This window comes from Suttonella sp. R2A3, assembly GCF_021513215.1.
In the GTDB taxonomy this organism is placed as follows: domain Bacteria; phylum Pseudomonadota; class Gammaproteobacteria; order Cardiobacteriales; family Cardiobacteriaceae; genus JAHUUI01.
Genome location: NZ_CP090975.1, coordinates 1,695,001 through 1,712,946, shown reverse-complemented (window position 1 = coordinate 1,712,946; position 17,946 = coordinate 1,695,001). Strand labels below are relative to the sequence as shown.

The 17,946-nt window shown below is 51.1% G+C and carries 12 protein-coding genes, 1 tRNA gene and 2 rRNA genes (1 of these 15 only partly in view); 1 reads left to right on the top strand and 14 read right to left on the bottom strand.

Annotated elements, in window-relative coordinates; all coding sequences use genetic code 11:
• Window positions 1-65 precede the first annotated feature (65 nt).
• From pgsA to tal, 5 genes are read right to left on the bottom strand one after another with little or no spacing between them, the layout of a single operon-like run.
• Window positions 66-626, bottom strand: a complete 561-nt coding sequence (gene pgsA / locus L0B52_RS08235) for a CDP-diacylglycerol--glycerol-3-phosphate 3-phosphatidyltransferase (protein WP_235064244.1) — start codon at window positions 624-626, stop codon at window positions 66-68.
• A gap of 4 nt (window positions 627-630) precedes the next feature.
• Window positions 631-2,457, bottom strand: a complete 1,827-nt coding sequence (gene uvrC / locus L0B52_RS08230; protein WP_235064243.1) for an excinuclease ABC subunit UvrC — start codon at window positions 2,455-2,457, stop codon at window positions 631-633.
• A 9-nt stretch (window positions 2,458-2,466) separates the two neighbouring features.
• Window positions 2,467-3,222 carry a 3-deoxy-manno-octulosonate cytidylyltransferase gene (gene kdsB, locus L0B52_RS08225; protein WP_235064242.1) on the bottom strand — a complete coding sequence of 252 codons (756 nt, stop codon included), beginning with the start codon at window positions 3,220-3,222 and terminating at the stop codon, window positions 2,467-2,469.
• 2 nt (window positions 3,223-3,224) lie between these two features.
• A complete protein-coding gene (locus L0B52_RS08220) occupies window positions 3,225-3,404 on the bottom strand; it encodes a Trm112 family protein (RefSeq protein WP_235064241.1) in 180 nt (59 codons plus the stop codon).
• Entirely contained in the window at window positions 3,397-7,092 is a 3,696-nt protein-coding gene (tal, locus tag L0B52_RS08215) for a transaldolase (RefSeq protein WP_235064240.1), read from the bottom strand. The genes L0B52_RS08220 and tal overlap by 8 nt, the downstream gene beginning before the upstream one ends.
• A gap of 294 nt (window positions 7,093-7,386) precedes the next feature.
• Here tal and L0B52_RS08210 point away from each other — a divergent pair, with 294 nt between their 5' ends.
• Window positions 7,387-8,160, top strand: a complete 774-nt coding sequence (locus L0B52_RS08210; RefSeq protein WP_235064239.1) for a cell division protein ZapD — start codon at window positions 7,387-7,389, stop codon at window positions 8,158-8,160.
• A 33-nt stretch (window positions 8,161-8,193) separates the two neighbouring features.
• On the opposite strand, the gene L0B52_RS08205 is transcribed toward L0B52_RS08210, so the two are convergent.
• From L0B52_RS08205 to L0B52_RS08165, 9 genes are all read right to left on the bottom strand, one after another.
• Complete coding sequence (locus tag L0B52_RS08205; protein ID WP_235064238.1) at window positions 8,194-8,862, bottom strand: ComF family protein; 669 nt, start codon at window positions 8,860-8,862, stop codon at window positions 8,194-8,196.
• Window positions 8,859-10,697: a glutamine--fructose-6-phosphate transaminase (isomerizing) gene (gene glmS, locus L0B52_RS08200; RefSeq protein WP_235064237.1), complete on the bottom strand. Its 1,839-nt coding sequence runs from the start codon at window positions 10,695-10,697 to the stop codon at window positions 8,859-8,861. The genes L0B52_RS08205 and glmS overlap by 4 nt, the downstream gene beginning before the upstream one ends.
• A 51-nt stretch (window positions 10,698-10,748) precedes the next feature.
• On the bottom strand, window positions 10,749-11,621 hold the full coding sequence (gene galU, locus L0B52_RS08195) for a UTP--glucose-1-phosphate uridylyltransferase GalU (protein ID WP_235064236.1): 873 nt from the start codon (window positions 11,619-11,621) through the stop codon (window positions 10,749-10,751).
• Between the two features lie 17 nt (window positions 11,622-11,638).
• Entirely contained in the window at window positions 11,639-13,006 is a 1,368-nt protein-coding gene (radA, locus tag L0B52_RS08190) for a DNA repair protein RadA (protein WP_235064235.1), read from the bottom strand.
• Window positions 12,999-14,072 carry an alanine racemase gene (gene alr / locus L0B52_RS08185; protein ID WP_235064234.1) on the bottom strand — a complete coding sequence of 358 codons (1,074 nt, stop codon included), beginning with the start codon at window positions 14,070-14,072 and terminating at the stop codon, window positions 12,999-13,001. The genes radA and alr overlap by 8 nt, the downstream gene beginning before the upstream one ends.
• Before the next feature lie 5 nt (window positions 14,073-14,077).
• The gene (dnaB, locus tag L0B52_RS08180) at window positions 14,078-15,454 is read right to left on the bottom strand and encodes a replicative DNA helicase (RefSeq protein ID WP_235064233.1); all 1,377 of its coding nucleotides are present in this window, start codon (window positions 15,452-15,454) and stop codon (window positions 14,078-14,080) included.
• A 127-nt stretch (window positions 15,455-15,581) separates the two neighbouring features.
• A tRNA-Ser gene (locus L0B52_RS08175) sits at window positions 15,582-15,671 on the bottom strand.
• Window positions 15,672-15,920: 249 nt separating this feature from the next.
• Window positions 15,921-16,036: ribosomal RNA gene (gene rrf / locus L0B52_RS08170) — 5S ribosomal RNA — on the bottom strand.
• Between the two features lie 110 nt (window positions 16,037-16,146).
• Window positions 16,147-17,946: ribosomal RNA gene (locus L0B52_RS08165) — 23S ribosomal RNA — on the bottom strand (it continues 1,072 nt past the right edge of the window).

Here is a 17,946-nt window from a genome sequence, read left to right as displayed (position 1 = left end):
AAATTATCACAAGCTGGGAAAATGGGCAAGCACAGATTCCTCAGCTATATTCGCCAATACATGCATTATTTCAAATAAGCCAGCGCAGCAGCGGTGTATTTCCACATTGACAGCACGGTAAGCACGGCGGCAATCAGCATCAGCACCTGGCCAATTTGCCAAATTGGGAAACCGAGAAAATCGTCTTGATAGATTAAAAAGCCGAGCGCGAACATTTGCGCGGTGGTTTTCCATTTGCCGATGTTCGATACAGCAACGATATTGCGTAAATTGAGCGCTGCCATCCATTCGCGTAGCGCAGAAATCCAGATTTCACGACCAATAACAATCAGGGTACAGATCATCAGCCACCATTCAGGTCGACTTTGAAGCACGACAATCAGCACCGCGGCAACCATCAGCTTATCTGCGACCGGATCGAGAAAGGCCCCAAGTGGGCTCGATTCTTTGTTACGTCTCGCCAGGTAGCCATCGAAATAATCAGTGATACACGCCAACGCATAAACAATCAGCGCCGGCCATTTTCCCAGCACATCCGGATGCACATAAAACAGGAAAATAAACAACGGAATCATCACTATTCGCGCTTTGGTCAGCTTCATGGCGAGGCCGGGCATCGTGAGCATGGTGTTATCCTTGATCGTGTAAACTGTCGTAAATCTCTTGGGCTAAGGTTGCGCTAATCCCCGGCACACGCGCTAAATCATCAACGCTTGCCTGCTCAACCATTGTCAGCCCCCCAAAGTATTTTAACAGCGCTTGCCGCCTTTTGGCACCAATTCCCGGAATTTGCTCTAATCTTGAGCGGCGGCTTTGTTTGGCTCTGGCCTGACGATGCCCACCGATGGCAAAACGGTGCGCTTCGTCGCGAATTTGTACAATCAGCTGCATCGCCTGACTATCGGGCGGTAACATCCGCGGATTTGGCTCATCAGGGAACCAAAACTGCTCCAAACCGGCTTTACGCCCCTGCCCTTTTGCCACGCCGATTAGTAAAATATCGCTAATCCCTAAATCGTTAAACACGTCCATCGCCTGACGCAGCTGACCTTTGCCGCCATCAATCAACACCACATCAGGGCGCTTCGCGGCGTCCCCTGTGGCTTGCATCTTGCTATAACGACGGCTGACCACTTGGCGCATCGCCGCAAAATCATCACCGGGGGTGATGTCTTTGATGTTATAGCGGCGGTAATCGCTTTTTAGCGCACCGCGCTGGTCAAACACCACACACGAAGCGACGGTTTGCGCGCCTTGGGTGTGGCTGATGTCAAAGCATTCGATCCGCTCAGGCGTCGGGTCAAGGGCAAACGCCTCAGCGAGCGCGTCAAAGCGCTGTTGCATCGCCATATTCGCGGCCAATTTCAGCGCTAGCGATTGCTTGGCGTTATCTTCGGCCATCTCTAACCATTTACGCCGTGTATCCCGCGGTTTATCGGTTAAGCTGACTTTATGCTCAGATTGCACGCTCAAAAATTCGGCCAGCACTGGCGCTTCGCGCAGCTTGGTGTTTATCAACACTTGCTTTGGCGCGCGGCGCTGATGATAAAACTGAGTGATAAAGGCAGAGAGAATATCTTGTGGGGTTGAAGCTTCAGGGAGCTTCGGAAAGTACGCCTGTGCGGTGACGTTATGCCCGTCGCGGTAAAACATCACTTGCACACACGCCGCACCATATGCGGTCGCGACCGCCAGCACATCAACATCCGCCTCACCTGAGACCATATGCTGCTTCATCGTCACTTTGCGCAGCTCCACCAGCTGATCACGCAACATCGCAGCTTGTTCATAGGCTTGCGCTTCAGATGCCTCGCTCATCGCCTGGGTCAGCTCATCGAGCAAGCGTTCGCTACGGCCGTTTAAGAATTCACGGGTATGGCGTACCGTTTCTGCATACGCTTCATCATCGATATAGCCGACACACGGCGCATAGCAGCGCTCAATCTGATACTGCAAACACGGTCGGCTACGATTGGCAAAATAACTATCCTCGCATTGGCGCACGCGAAACACTTTTTGCAACACATCCATCGCATAACGCGCCGCCTGCGCATTAGGATACGGGCCAAAATATTCCCCTTCTTTGCGTGCGCCGCGATGAAAAGACAGGCGTGGAAAACGGTGTACGCTGAGGTGAATATAGGGATAAGATTTATCATCACGCAACAAGATATTAAACCGCGGACGATGCGCTTTGATTAAATTGCCTTCGAGAATCAGCGCTTCGGTTTCGCTTTGGGTGATCGTGGTATCAATATCGACCACGCGTTCCATTAACGCTTGGGTTTTTACCGACAAACCACTGCTGCGAAAATAGCTCGACAGGCGTTTGCGCAGGTTTTTCGCCTTACCCACATAAAGCACTTTGCCCTCATCGTCTCGCATCTGGTACACACCAGGCAGCGTCGAGACATGGCTTAAAAAAACATTGGCATCAAAGCGACGCTTGCTATTCATCGGCGCACCTTAACGTGCGCTGGCGAGTACCGCTTCAACGCGTTGGATATCTTCTTCGCAATCCACACCCGGCGGAGGCACTTCATCAACCACACCCACAGCCACATCGATACCGTGTTCGATAAAACGCAGTTGTTCGAGTTTTTCTGCTTGTTCTAACGGGGTTTTACACAGGCTGGGATAGCGCTTAAGCACGCTCACGCGATACGCGTAAATGCCAATATGGCGTAAATACGGAAAATCGCCGCTCACCCCATCAGCATCACGCACATACGGAATCGCGCTGCGACTGAAATACAGCGCGCGGCCTTGCCGATCACACACCACCTTAACCGCGGTCGCCGCAGCGGGTGAATGCGCTGCGTCAAATGGCGCGGCAAGCGTTGCCACGCCTGCCCATGGAGCAGCAGCTAATGTTTCTGCCACTCGCGCGATGAGCGCAGGCGGCAGCAACGGTTCATCGCCCTGCACATTCACGACAATTTGCTCATCATCCCAGGCTTCGTTAGTCACCACTTCGCTTAAGCGCTCGCTGCCATTGTCGTGATCTTCACGTGTGGCTGCCAAGCTAACGTCCACGCCATCGAGCGCTGCTGCAATCCGTGTATCGTCATAAGCGACCCACACCGGCAAACCGCTTTTTAACGCTTGTAAGGCAGTGCGACGAATCATCGGCACACCAGCAATCTCGCGTAAAGGCTTACCCGGCAAGCGACTGGCGGCAAAACGCGCCGGAATGACCACCACCGCGTCCGTCTTATCCATAGCTAACTTTCCTGAGACGACAGCGCTTCGCCATATTCAGCGAGCAACAGTGCGATTCCGTTTTCTAACGGGTAGCGATACGCCCCATCAGCGGTATAAAGGAAGTCTGGCTCAGCATCGCGTTGCACCAGCGACTGCCCAGTGATTGGGCAGCGCAAGGTGGCAAGGAGTTGCTTATTCATCGTTATTTGCCGTTTCTTCTACCGGCTGCAATGAATCGATTTTTTTCTGCAAAGAGGCGAGCAAATCAGCAAATGCTGCTTCAAATTGCGCCACACCTTCGCGTTCTAAATCAGCGGTAATTAACGCCACATCAACCCCAGCATCGGCTACCGCTTGCATGACTTCAGGCGCTTTGTCGATATCGCGCAATAGCGTGTTCGCTGCTTTACCATGATCTTTAAATGCCGCGTAAGTGGCAGGTGGAACGGTATTGACCGTATCCGCGCCAATTAATTGGTCGACATAGCGTACATCCGAATAGTTCGGGTTTTTCGTACCGGTAGAGGCCCACAACAAACGCTGCACTGCTGCGCCTTTCTGCGCAAGCACCAACCAATCATCATGGCTGATGCGCTCAAGATAATACGCATAAGCCAATTGTGCATTAGCGATCGCGGCGCGACCACGCAAGCCAGCGTGTTCCTCGCCTAACGCATCATCGACTTTGCTATCGACACGGCTAACGAAGAAGCTTGCTACCGAACGCACCATATCAATCGACTTCCCATCAGCCACACGCTGCTTCAAGCCGTCAATGTAGGCCTCAAGCACTGCCTGATAACGCGCTACCGAGAATAACAAGGTGACGTTGATGTTCAGCCCAGCAGCGGTGAGTGCACTAATTGCTTGCAAACCTGCTTCAGTCCCCGGCACTTTAATCATCACATTCTCACGCGCCACGCGCTTATGCAGCGCTAACGCTTCGGCCACGGTCTTATCCGCATCGTGTGCGATATCTGGGGAAACTTCCAAGGAAACCATACCATCGGTACCATCGGTTTTCTCATACACCGGTTTCATCTGATCACAGGCTTGCTGAATATCCTCAATCGCGAGCGCAAAGAACGCCTCACGCGGATCCGCTTCATTAGCCGCCAACCAGGCTTTTAAGCCGGCATCGTAGGCATCCCCATCGCTCATCGCTTTTTGGAAAATCGCCGGGTTAGAAGTGACCCCGCGCAAATCGTCTGCTTTGATCATCGCAGTTAATTCACCATCGGCCAGCATGCGGCGATGGATATTATCAAACCAGATACTTTGTCCCAAGCCAGGTAACGCCGTTAATGGGTTTTCTGAAGCTTTAGCGGTGACTGTTTTAGCGGGTTGTTTATCACTCGCTGGCGCAGGTTTGGCGTCTAACTTAGCCTCAGGTTTAGCTTCTGATTGAGTGTCCGCGCTTTGATTCACCTTTGGCGCTTCCGTTTTTTCAACCTTTGCTGCTTGCGCTTTAGGCTTCTCGGCTTGTGCGGTTTCAGCAGGTTTGTCCTCGGCCTTTGCTGCTACGTCCTTCTTCGGTGCATCATTGAGCATCGCGACCATTCCTGGCGCATCCTGTTTCACTGGTGGCTGTTCAGGGCGTGGCTTTTCTTGCTTCTGTGCCTTTGCTGGCTGCTGCTCTACAGCAGCTTGCTCGTTTCCTAAGCCATCCTCAGGCGCGGCCTGATAATCGGCTTTGCCTTGACCACGCACCGCATGGATATCACGAGGACGCCCTTTACGCACTTCGCGTCCGTTGATTTCGCTCGGCGGATTCGTGAGCTCTTCAATGCTTGGATTCACTTCGTCTTTGGCCGCTTCTTGGGCAGCAGCTTTGCGATTCTGTCGACGCTCTTGTTGATTGTCTTGCTTGCGCTGCTGCTGTTTATTGCGACCATTTTGTTGGTCATCACGGTTTTTGCCATTCTGCGCCTGTTTATTCGACGATTTGTCGTTTTTCTGCGCGTCTTTCTGGCCTTTATCGTCGTTTTGTGATTTTTGCTGACGGCCTTGATCCTGGCGATTATCTTGACGGTTGTCCTGGCGGTTATCGTCGCGGTTTTTCTGACGATTATTGCGCGAACGACCACCATTGCGTGAACGGTTATTGTTGCGCGATTGACGTTCTTGGTTGTTTGATTGTTCGTCTGCGAGTTCTTTCGCTGCCGCTTGTTTATCTGAAACCACATCGTCTTTGAATAACGCCACCACTTTCGAAAACAGCGCGGATAAGCCTTTTTTGCTCGTCGCATCTGGTTTGCTTTGCGCCGCCACAGGCAATGGTACTTTCGGTACCACCCCTTGCACAGCGGCCTGCTCACGCACTGGCTGCGTATTTTGCGCATCACTTTCTTCGGCGCTTTCTTTTTGTACCGGCAGACGATAGCTTGGCGTATTCGCTAAATCTTCGCCCACCTCATCATCGCGTAAACGCGTGATATGGTAGTCCGGCGTGTGTAAATTGGCGTTCGGCATTAACACCACTTCGACATTATTACGCTGCTCGATCTGACGCACCGCGGCGCGTTTTTCATTAAGCAAATACGTAGCAATGCTCACCGGCAATTCGCCGGTAATACGTTGGGTACGGTCTTTCATCGCCTCTTCTTCAATCAGACGCAACAAAGACAGCGCCATCGACTGAATGCCACGAATGCTGCCTTGGCCTTTACAGCGTGGGCACACGCGATGACTCGCCTCATCAATTGACGGACGCAGGCGCTGACGTGATAGTTCGAGCAAACCAAAGCGCGAAATCCGCCCGATTTGCACGCGTGCACGGTCAATTTGTGTGGCGTCATACAAACGCTGCTCCACATCTTTACGATTGCGTGAGGCGTTCATATCGATAAAATCGATCACCAACAAGCCGCCCAAATCGCGCAAACGCATTTGTCGGGCAATCTCATCAGCCGCTTCAAGGTTGGTTTGGTACGCGGTTTCCTCGATGTCGCCACCTTTGGTTGAGCGCGATGAGTTAATATCAATCGACACCAACGCTTCGGTGTAGTCAATCACCAATTCGCCACCGCTCGGCAACTGCACATTACGCTGATACGCCGATTCGATTTGCCCTTCGATTTGATAGCGGGTGAATAGAGGAATGCTGTCTTGATAAAGCTTAAGCTTGTGCACATTGCTCGGCATGACCAGATTCATAAAATCAGCGGCCTGCTGATAGACGCGCTCATCATCAATCAGAATTTGACCGATATCCGGACGCAGATAATCTCGCAAAGCGCGCACGATAATATTGCTTTCTTGGTAAATCAGGCGTTGTGGCGTGGCTTTGTCGTATTCTTCAGAAATCGCGTCCCACAATTGCAACAGGAAATCGAGATCCCATTGCAGCTCTTCTTGTGAACGCCCGACACCAGCGGTGCGCACAATAACACCCACATTGTCCGGCACATCAAGTTGATCGAGTGTATCACGCAGTTCTTTACGGTCATCGCCTTGGATACGGCGTGAGACACCACCGGCGCGTGGATTGTTTGGCATTAGCACCAAAAAACGTCCAGCGAGTGAAATATAAGTGGTTAACGCAGCGCCTTTGCTGCCGCGCTCTTCTTTATCGATCTGCACCAGCACTTCCTGGCCCACTTCAATCATATCTTTGAAGCTAGGCTGATGATCGCTGGCGTTCGTTGAACCGGTTAGATATTCCTTGCTGATTTCCTTAAACGGTAGAAAACCATGGCGTTGTGAGCCGTAGTCGACAAAAACAGCCTCTAAAGATGGCTCGATACGCGTAATTTTCCCTTTGTAAATATTGGCTTTTTTCTGGGTTGAGTACAGCGTTTCGATATCGAGATCGTAGAGTTGTTGTCCGTCGACAAGCGCCACGCGCAGCTCTTCTTGCTGCGTGGCATTGATTAACATTCTTTTCATTATAAAAATTTCCTTGTAAAACGCCCGCATCGGCTATCCGCCAACCGGGCACGTATCGTGATAAAAAGACACAAAAATTACCAGACAGCGTTCGATAACCGAACACGACCGGCAAGAAAAAAGTGGGATGGTGAAACGAAATAATGCGTTTATCATCTTTGGCAAAAGCCTTTATAGTTAAGGCGCTAACTATATCAATTTAGGTACGTTCTTGCAATCAGCAAATAGTCGATAATGACATGTTACGCATAAGCAGTTATGCTAGTAATCCATGTCAGACAACCCAATTCTCTAATGCCCGCACTATCTATTTTTGAGCAGCCATTAAATGAACGTATTCGTTTATGTATGCGTTTAGAATCGATGTTTAGACAAATGGAGCAATTCCACCGCGCCACCGACTATTACGAGATTCAATTGTTTCTTGATGCCTTATTTGACGTACTGGACTTCTTACACCGCTACGAAATTCGCTCAGAGCTGATTAAAGAGTTGCACCGCTATAAAAATGTGGTCGAATGTGGCGAATGCGAAGATTATCACCCCTGTGATTGTTCAGAAAAAACGATTTTGGATGAAATCACCAGTAATATCCAATCTGCCCACCAAATCAATTTAAATATTATCAGCGCATTACGCGAAAACGAACTTTTTAACAGCCTGCGCCAACGCAGCTTTCTAAAAAGCGGCAATTGCTTGTTTGAAGTACCGGCTTATCAGCATTGGTTGGCCAAAAGTGAAGCAGACAAGAGCGCTTTTTTGCTTGATTGTTATGAGCGTTTTCTACCGATTAAAAAATCGGTAGATTTAATTTTGCATTTAGTGCGCTCAGGCAGCGAGCAAACTCACCAATCGAGCGAAGATGCGATGTTTTTACAAACTCTTGATCATCACCGCACCTACCAAATGATCCGCATCCATATCCCCCAAGAGTTGGGTGTATTCCCAAGAATCAGCGGCGACAAACACCGCTTTTCAATTCGCTTTATGAAGCAAGATGAACCTGACCAGCGCGCCAAACAAATCAACACCCCGGTTACGTTTGACCTGCAAATTTGCGCGGTTTAAGCGAATGAACGTGGTATAGGGATAACTCGCCAATTATCGCGCTGCCACCACCAACACACCAATCCAATCCGCGCCACCTTCGCGTAACGCTCGTGCAGCCGCGCTAGCTGTAGCGCCTGAAGTCAATACATCGTCAACTAAGAGCACACGTCCTGACAGCTTCTGTCTCGCACGGAACGCACCCGCAATATTGCGCCGCCGCGCACTGTCGCTATCAAGCGTTGATTGTGGTGGCCGGCTGGCTTTAATGAGCGCCTGTTTTAATAAAGGCACACCATGGGCTTTGGCAATCGCTGAGCCTAAATAATGGGTTTGGTTAAAGCCGCGTTGGACCAAGCGCCGCTTAGCAATCGGCATCGGCACCACATAATCAAGCGCTTCAATGGACCAGGAAAGTGCTTTTGCCCACTCAGCATATTGCGCTAACGCTGCGCGCTGAAAGCCATATTTCGCCGCCAACAACACTGAGCGCACCGGCTCTTGGTAGCGATAGCCAATAAAAAGTTGATCAAATGGTGGCGGATGGGCCAAGCAGCGTCCACAAGGGATTGTGGGATCGGCCACAGCACTCGCGCACGTTGGGCAGTGCAAGCCAATAGGACGCAATTGCGCCGCGCAGGAACGACACAACCATTGTTCGTCCGCGATATCCTGACACACCACACAATGGCGCCGGAAATATGCGGACAAATGTTGAATCATTCCACTGTGACGGCTTTCGCGAGGTTGCGTGGTTTATCGACATCTGTGCCACGCGCCAGCGCGGTATGATAGGCAAGCAACTGAGCGGCCACCACGTGGACAATCGGTGAGAGCACCCCCACATGACGTGGTGTGCGAATCACGCTGATTCCTTCGCTGGCGGTAATATCGCTATCATCATCGCTAAACACATACAGCTTGCCGCCACGTGCCCCCACTTCTTGCATATTCGCTTTCACTTTATCGAGCAAGGCATCATTAGGCGCAATCACCACCACCGGCATATTTTCATCGACCAGCGCCAGCGGCCCATGCTTGAGCTCACCAGCAGGATACGCTTCAGCGTGAATATAGGTGATTTCTTTGAGTTTTAACGCGCCTTCTAAGGCAATCGGATAATGGATACCACGCCCTAAGAATAAGGCATGATCGCGCTTAGCAAATGCCTGCGCCCACGCCGTAATTTGCGGTTCCAGATTGAGCGCGTGTTGCACACTGCCTGGTAGGTGGCGCAGTGCTTCAAGATAATTCGTGGTTGCTTCTTCATCAACCAAACCGCGTAATTTCCCCAAGCACACCGCCAAACCAAAGAGCGCCACCAATTGAGTGGTAAACGCTTTGGTTGATGCAACGCCAATTTCTGCACCAGCACGGGTATAAAATACCAAATCGCTGGCTCGAGGTAATGCTGATTCCATCACATTACAAATCGACAGACTATAACGGTGTCCCTGCGCTTTAGCGTATTTGAGCGCTTCCATGGTATCGAGCGTTTCACCAGATTGAGAGATCGTGATCACCAACACATCCGGATCAGCAATCACCGGACGGTAGCGGTATTCACTGGCAATCTCGACATCGCAAGGCAGTTTAGCAATACTTTCTAACCAATATTTTGCGGTCATCGCAGCGTAATAAGACGTTCCGCAGGCAAGTATTTTAATGCCCTTGGTACGGCGCAAAATTGCTTCTGCTTGCTCACCAAAAATGGCTGGTGAGAACATATCATCAATCAGCGCTTCAGCCGTATCAGCCACCGCTCTTGGCTGCTCATGGATTTCTTTTTGCATAAAATGGCTGTATGGGCCAAGCTCTAATGAAGCCAATGACAGCGCCGAACGCTGCTCAGCGCGACTAACCGGCTGACCATCACTATCGCATAAATCAGCAACTCCAGAGGCGGTTAAGCGTACTACATCCCCGTCTTCAAGATAAATCACTCGCCGCGTTTCAGCGATCACCGCTGAAACATCAGAAGCGATAAAGGTATCCTCTTCGCCTAAGGCCACCAACAAAGGACAGCCCATCCGTGCCGCAACCAGCTCGTTTGGTTTGTCCGCTGCAATCACCCCAATCGCGTAGGCGCCATGAAAACGCGCGCAAGCTGCGCGCACAGCCGTCATTAAGTCATGATTATTTTGGTATTCTGCGTGGATCGCATGCGCAATCACTTCGGTATCGGTTTGCGATTCAAAGGTATAACCCAAAGCGCTTAGGCGCTCGCGCTCGGATTCAAAATTCTCGATGATACCGTTGTGTACCACAGCGATCAATTCACCCGAAACATGCGGGTGGGCATTTGGCTCATTAACCCCACCATGGGTTGCCCAGCGTGTATGACCAATACCAAGTAGCCCTTGCGTGTTCGCCTCACGTGCGGCTTCTGCCATCTGTGCGACACGCCCTACACGACGCACGCGGTCAATCGCATTATCGGCTTTGAGTACTGCAATACCGGAAGAATCGTAGCCGCGATACTCCAAACGCTGCAAACCAGCGGTGAGAAAATCAACGACGTTATTTTTCGCGCGTATTGCGCCGACAATGCCACACATAGTTATTCCTTGACTAAATCATTACATTTAAGCGATTCACAGCTTGGTTAATCAACGCTGCGCTAAATACTCAGCAAAGCCTTCTCCCAGCTCAGGATGGCGCAAGCCCATTTCAACATTCGCCTGTAAATAGCCAAGTTTATCACCACAATCATAACGCGTGCCTTCATAGCGATAGGCAAGCAGCGTTTTTTCTTTAACCAACGCTTCAATCGCATCGGTTAGCTGGATCTCACCACCCGCACCTGGCTTGGTATCGGCTAGAATCCCCATAATTTGTCCAGGTAAAATATAGCGCCCAATCACTGCCTCACGCGATGGTGCGTCCGCCGGATCGGGTTTCTCAACGATCGCCTCAACCGTGCACACTTGTTCATTAATCCGCGCGCCTTCGGTGATGATCCCATAGCGCTTGGTGTGTTCCTGTGGGACTTCCTGCACCCCGAGCACGCCCTGCTGGTGCTTGTTATACACTTCAACCATTTGCTGCATCACCGGCTTACCGTCGTTATACAACAAATCATCAGCAAGCAATACCGCAAACGGGCGATCGCGCACAATTGGTCGTGCACAGAGCACCGCGTGGCCTAAACCTAACGCCAATTCCTGACGGATATACACCACTTGCATATCGCCAGGCTTAATCTCGCGAACGATTTTGAGAAACTCATCCTTACCGCGTTGTTCGAGTTCGTTTTCCAGTTCATAAGCGACATCATAATGCTCGGTAATCGACCATTTATTACGCCCGGTGACAAAAACCATTGTGCGAATCCCGGCCGCATACGCCTCTTCAACTGCATATTGAATCAGCGGCTTGTCCACCACCGGCAGCATCTCTTTCGGGCTGGCTTTGGTGACCGGCAAAAAGCGCGTACCGAATCCGGCAACCGGAAAAACGGCAATATTAATCGTTTCTGTCATCTTCCTCGTCTCCTTATTCAGGAAAATAGTGCATCGAGCGCGTCGCTTAAAGTGCTCGCCGCTTGAATAGTTAAACCGCGCATTTTAGCACGAGGCGCATTGGCTTGCGGCAAGATCACCCGTTTAAAGCCATGTTGGGCCGCTGCCTTGATCCGCGCCTCACCATTTGCTACCGGCCGCAGCTCTCCGGCCAAGCCCACCTCGCCAAAAACAACCATATCTGGGGCAATCGCTCGATTACGCAAACTCGAACACACCGCGGCAATCACTGCAAGGTCAGTCGCCGTTTCGCTAATTTTCAAACCGCCAACAATATTGGCAAACACATTCATATCGCCAGTAGCAATGCCAGCGTGACGGTTGAGCACAGCGAGCAACATCGCCAGTCGTCCACTATCTAAACCCAGCGTAACCCGTCGCGCATAGCCGCTCGTCGCCTCATCAACTAATGCCTGTACTTCCACGAGCAGCGCACGACTGCCTTCCCATACCGGCACAATCACACTGCCGTTTTGCTGTTCTTCAGGACGGGCAAGAAAAATCGCCGAAGGATTATTCACCGGCTTCAACCCCTGCTCTAGCATCGCAAACATGCCAAGCTCATTCACCGGACCAAAGCGGTTTTTCACCGCACGCAACATACGGAAGCGACTCCCGGCCTCACTTTCAAAATAAAGCACTGTATCGACCATATGCTCGAGTACACGCGGACCAGCAATCGCCCCTTCTTTGGTCACATGTCCGATGAGAAAAATCGTTGTACCGGTGGTTTTTGCATAACGCACCAACTGCGCCGCACTCTCACGCAGCTGACTCACCGCACCTGGCGCGGCGCTTAAGCCTTCGCTGTAGAGCGTTTGGATCGAGTCAACCACCAAAACATCGGGCTTTTCAGCCGCTGCGGTGGCCAAAATTTTCTCCACCTGGGTTTCGCTATAGAGCACAATCTCTTCGCGTGGCAGGCCTAAGCGTTCCGCGCGTAGGCCAATTTGACTCGGTGATTCCTCACCGCTGACATACAAGCATTGCTGGGTTTTCGCCACTTGCGCCACCATTTGCAGCAACAAGGTGGATTTACCGATCCCAGGATCGCCACCAATTAACACCACGCTGCCACGCACTAAACCACCACCTAACACACGATCAAGTTCGCTAATTCCACAAGGATGCACCGCTTCGCTAACCAGATCCACCTCATGCAAGCGTTGCACATTGCCTGCCGCCACACCAGCATAACCACCACCTTTAGCGCCAGGGCCACTGGCAACCGGTACGGCCTCTTCTTCAATACAGTTCCACTGCCCACATTCATGGCATTGCCCCTGCCATTTGGGATAGACCGCCTGGCACTGTTGGCAAACAAAGCGTGATTTAACTTTAGCCATCGACCACCTCAGTATGCGGGCGTGAAGTGAGCATCGTCGTCATCGTATAAGGGATAGTGCCTGCTTGTTCAGCGACAGCTTCCACCGCGTGCCCATCACCAAAAATCACCACCTCATCACCCACAGCCGCCTGATCTTCGCCCAGCCAGACCAACGCCATATCCATCGTCACCCGTCCAACCAGCGGATAAAGCTGCCCATTGATCCGCACGAACACCGCACCACTGGTGATCTTACGTGGAAATCCATCACCATAGCCCAAAGCAATCGTCGCTAAGCGCCCGGTTTTGCTCGCACGAAACGCACAACCATAACCGGCATATTCGCCTGCTTGTAGCGTTCGGATTGTGAGAATTTTGCTACGCAACGTCATCACCGCTCGCAGACCATGGTCTGCCGCAGTAGTGCCTGCCATCGGCGACATACCATAAAGCGCCAAACCGGGACGCACCACATCAGCATGGGTGTGCGGCAGACGCAATAAAGCAGCGGAATTTGCTGCACAACGCTGCCAGCCAGAAGGTAACGCGATCGCACTAAATTGCGCCCACTGTTGCTCACTATAATCATTATCGGGTTCATCGGCACAGGCAAAATGTGTGGCGAGCCCAAGCCAGTCAATATGTTTGAGTGCCTGTGCCGCAGCGATCGCTTCAGCTGCTTCACGCGCTTGGAACCCTAGTCGGCTCATCCCGCTATCAATTTTCAACCACGCCGAAAGATGATATTGTGGCTGCTCTGCCAACCAAGCAAGTTGGGTTTGATTATGAACGATCACGGTTAACGCCTCGCGAACGCACACAGCCAGCTCATCAGGTGAAAACACCCCTTCAAGCAGGGTAATCGGCTGTTTAACCCCTAATGCGCGCAGCTCTAGGGCTTCTTCGATGCATGCCACGCCAAATTGCTTGGCCTCACTTAATGCTGGCAACACCGCCTCAACACCGTGACCATAGGCATTAGCTTTAATCACCGCCATCACCTGCGCATTGCCAGCGATTGTTTGTAAATGTGCCAGATTATGGCGCAACGCACTTAGATCAATAACTTTAACCAAAGGCCGCATTCGCGCTATTCCCCATCATCATGTTGATAAAGGTGATAATCCGGCGACAAGTTATCAAAACAGGTGTATTGCCCAATAAAGGCGAGGTGTACTGTACCGATTGGCCCGTTACGCTGCTTACCAATGATAATCTCTGCAATCCCCTGTTGTTTGCTGTTTTCGTCATAGACTTCATCACGATAAACAAACATGATCACATCCGCATCCTGCTCAATCGCCCCTGATTCACGAATATCCGACATAATCGGGCGCTTATTGGGGCGCGATTCGAGTGAACGGTTAAGCTGAGACAGAGCAATCACCGGCACATCAAGCTCTTTCGCGAGCAACTTCAAAGCACGCGAAATATCGGAAATTTGCGTCGCCCGGTTCTCTGAAGAATCCGGCAGCTGCATCAACTGCAGATAATCGATTACCACCAGTCCCAACTGCCCTTCATCGCGCTGCAGACGACGGCAGCGTGCGCGCAGTTCTGTGGGCGATAAGTTTGAGCTGTCGTCAATAAAAATCGGTGCATGACTGATTTGGCTAGCCACCGAGGCCATCTTATCCAGCATCTGGCTATCCATTTTACCCACCCGCAGCTTCGATGACTCAATCTTGCCTAACGAGGCCATCATACGCAGCACCAATGAACGTGCCGGCATCTCAAGGGCAAAGATCGCGACCGGCTTATTGGTTTCTAGCGCGACGTTTTCCGCAATATTCATCGCAAAGGTGGTTTTCCCCATCGACGGGCGTCCGGCAACAATCACCAAATCCCCCGGCTGCAAACCCGCGGTTTGTTCGTCTAAATCAGTAAAGCCTGTTGGAATCCCGGTTACCGGATTCCCGCCACGCTTGGCAAGCTCCATAACATACGTCACCGTTTCCGCGGCCACATTTTTTATCGGTTGGAAGCCCTCACGATCGTTTTTCTCAAACTGATCGGCAATCGCGAACACACGCTGTTCAGCGTTGTCGAGCAAGGTTTTAACATCCCGTCCCTCCGGGAAATAGGCACTGTTGGCAATCTCGCCTGAAGTGGCAATTAATTGTCGAAGTACCGCGCGCTCACGCACGATATCAGCATAAGCGACCACATTAATCGCACTCGGAGTCTCTATGCCCAGCTCGCGCAAATATTCAAGGCCACCAGCGGTTTCCAGCTCATCATGGATGCGCAACGCCTCAGGAATCGTCACCACATCAAATGGCTGCCCCTTATTGGCTAAAGACACCATCGCTTTAAAGATCACACGATGGTTTTGATAGAAGAAATCGCTCGCTTGTACGCGATCAGCAACCCGTTCCCAAGCTTCATTATCGATCAGCAAGCCGCCAATAACTGCTTGTTCCGCCTCGCGCGATTTCGGCGATTCCTTAACCCGTTGTTCGTCCACTTAACGCCTCAATATCATACAAAGGCTCATTATATCGTTATCAACGACGAACATCATCTTCGATCTAAGAAAATCGCACAGATCAGCAGGCAATAAAAAAGCTGCCTTAAAAGCAGCCGAATAGAAGTGGCGGAGGGACAGGGATTCGAACCCTGGAAGGGCGTTAACCCTTGCCGGTTTTCAAGACCGGTGCATTCAACCGCTCTGCCATCCCTCCGCGAATTGAAGGGGCGTATCATACGTGTTTTAGCCCGCCCTGTCTAGCTTTTTAAGCACGAAAACAACGCTCTCAATCCTTAATATTAATTCGCTAAAGAAAAGAGTATTTTAGCGAACCATTATTGCTACTGATTGAAGTATCACCTATTAAACAATTCTTACGAAACCACGGTAAAAGGCACAGTAAATATCTTTATCTCAGGCATTAAAAAAGCCCCTAGTATTGCTACTAGGGGCTTGTGTTAAACCCTGATGGTGACCTACTCTCACATGGGGAGACCCCACACTACCATCGGCGATGCTGCGTTTCACTACTGAGTTCGGCATGGATTCAGGTGGGACCACAGCTCTATGGCCATCAGGAAAACCGGTTGTCAGTACTGGATATAGAGCCTTAGCTCCGTTTTCCCATCCAGTACTCAAGAAACATTCAATATCTCTTCTAAATCGTCTTAAGATAACTTGAGCGTTGTATGATCAAGCCTCACGGTCAATTAGTATCGCTTAGCTTCATGTGTTACCACACTTCCACAGGCGACCTATCAACGTCGTCGTCTTCAACGGACCTTGAGAACGCTTATAGCGTTAGGGAGATCTTATCTTAGGAGGGGCTTCCCGCTTAGATGCTTTCAGCGGTTATCCCTTCCGAACATAGCTACCCGGCAATGCAATTGGCATCACAACCGGTACACCAGAGGTTCGTCCATTCCGGTCCTCTCGTACTAAGAACAGCTTCCTTCAAATCTCCAACGCCCACGGCAGATAGGGACCGAACTGTCTCACGACGTTCTGAACCCAGCTCGCGTACCACTTTAAATGGCGAACAGCCATACCCTTGGGACCTGCTACAGCCCCAGGATGTGATGAGCCGACATCGAGGTGCCAAACTCCTCCGTCGATATGGACTCTTGGGAGGAATCAGCCTGTTATCCCCGGAGTACCTTTTATCCGTTGAGCGATGGCCCTTCCATTCGGAACCACCGGATCACTAAGACCTACTTTCGTATCTGCTCGACTTGTATGTCTCGCAGTTAAGCGGGCTTCTGCCTTTGCACTCTTGGTGCGATTTCCGACCGCACCGAGCCCACCTTCGCACTCCTCCGTTACTCTTTAGGAGGAGACCGCCCCAGTCAAACTACCCACCAGACACTGTCTGCAATCCCGTTTCAGGACCTACGTTAGAACATCAACATTACCAGGGTGGTATTTCAAGGATGGCTCCACCAAAACTAGCGTCTCGGTTTCATAGCCTCCCACCTATCCTATACAAGTAAGGTCAATGTTCAGTGTCAAGCTGTAGTGAAGGTTCACGGGGTCTTTCCGTCTTGCCGCGGGTACACAGCATCTTCACTGCGATTTCAACTTCACTGAGTCTCGGGTAGAGACAGCGCCGCCATCGTTACGCCATTCGTGCAGGTCGGAACTTACCCGACAAGGAATTTCGCTACCTTAGGACCGTTATAGTTACGGCCGCCGTTTACCGGGGCTTCAATCAAGAGCTCTCACCCCATCATTTAACCTTCCGGCACCGGGCAGGCGTCACACCGTATACGTCCACTTACGTGTTTGCACAGTGCTGTGTTTTTGATAAACAGTCGCAGCGGCCTATTCTCTGCGACCCTCCAATGCTTACGGAGCAAGTCCTTCACATCAAAGGGCATACCTTCTCCCGAAGTTACGGTATCATTTTGCCGAGTTCCTTTACCCGAGTTCTCTCAAGCACCTTAGAATTCTCATCCCACCCACCTGTGTCGGTTTGGGGTACGGTTGTCAATAACCTGAAGCTTAGAGGCTTTTCCTGGAAGCATAGCATCAACTACTTCGTCTCCGTAGAGACTCGTCATCACGCCTCAGCCTTAAGATCCCGGATTTGCCTAAGATCTCAGCCTACACGCTTAAACACACATCCAACAGTGTGATAGTCTAGCTTTCTCCGTCCCCCCATCGCAGTTATTAACAGTACAGGAATATTAACCTGTTTCCCATCGACTACGCGTTTCCGCCTCGCCTTAGGGGCCGACTTACCCTGCGCCGATTAGCGTTGCGCAGGAAACCTTGGGTTTTCGGTGTGCGGGTTTTTCACCCGCATTATCGTTACTCATGTCAGCATTCGCACTTGTGATACCTCCAGCATGCTTCTCAACACACCTTCATCAGCCTACACAACGCTCCCCTACCATGCGTGTAAACACGCATCCGCAGCTTCGGTATATGATTTAGCCCCGGTAAATCTTCCGCGCAGGACGACTCGACTAGTGAGCTATTACGCTTTC

Coding starts and splice junctions, on each gene's coding strand:
- pgsA (WP_235064244.1), bottom strand. CDS start 626: ATGCTCACGATGCCCGGCCTCGCCATGAAGCTGACCAAAGCGCGAATA.
- uvrC (WP_235064243.1), bottom strand. CDS start 2,457: ATGAATAGCAAGCGTCGCTTTGATGCCAATGTTTTTTTAAGCCATGTC.
- kdsB (WP_235064242.1), bottom strand. CDS start 3,222: ATGGATAAGACGGACGCGGTGGTGGTCATTCCGGCGCGTTTTGCCGCC.
- L0B52_RS08220 (WP_235064241.1), bottom strand. CDS start 3,404: ATGAATAAGCAACTCCTTGCCACCTTGCGCTGCCCAATCACTGGGCAG.
- tal (WP_235064240.1), bottom strand. CDS start 7,092: ATGAAAAGAATGTTAATCAATGCCACGCAGCAAGAAGAGCTGCGCGTG.
- L0B52_RS08210 (WP_235064239.1), top strand. CDS start 7,387: ATGCCCGCACTATCTATTTTTGAGCAGCCATTAAATGAACGTATTCGT.
- L0B52_RS08205 (WP_235064238.1), bottom strand. CDS start 8,862: ATGATTCAACATTTGTCCGCATATTTCCGGCGCCATTGTGTGGTGTGT.
- glmS (WP_235064237.1), bottom strand. CDS start 10,697: ATGTGTGGCATTGTCGGCGCAATACGCGCGAAAAATAACGTCGTTGAT.
- galU (WP_235064236.1), bottom strand. CDS start 11,621: ATGACAGAAACGATTAATATTGCCGTTTTTCCGGTTGCCGGATTCGGT.
- radA (WP_235064235.1), bottom strand. CDS start 13,006: ATGGCTAAAGTTAAATCACGCTTTGTTTGCCAACAGTGCCAGGCGGTC.
- alr (WP_235064234.1), bottom strand. CDS start 14,072: ATGCGGCCTTTGGTTAAAGTTATTGATCTAAGTGCGTTGCGCCATAAT.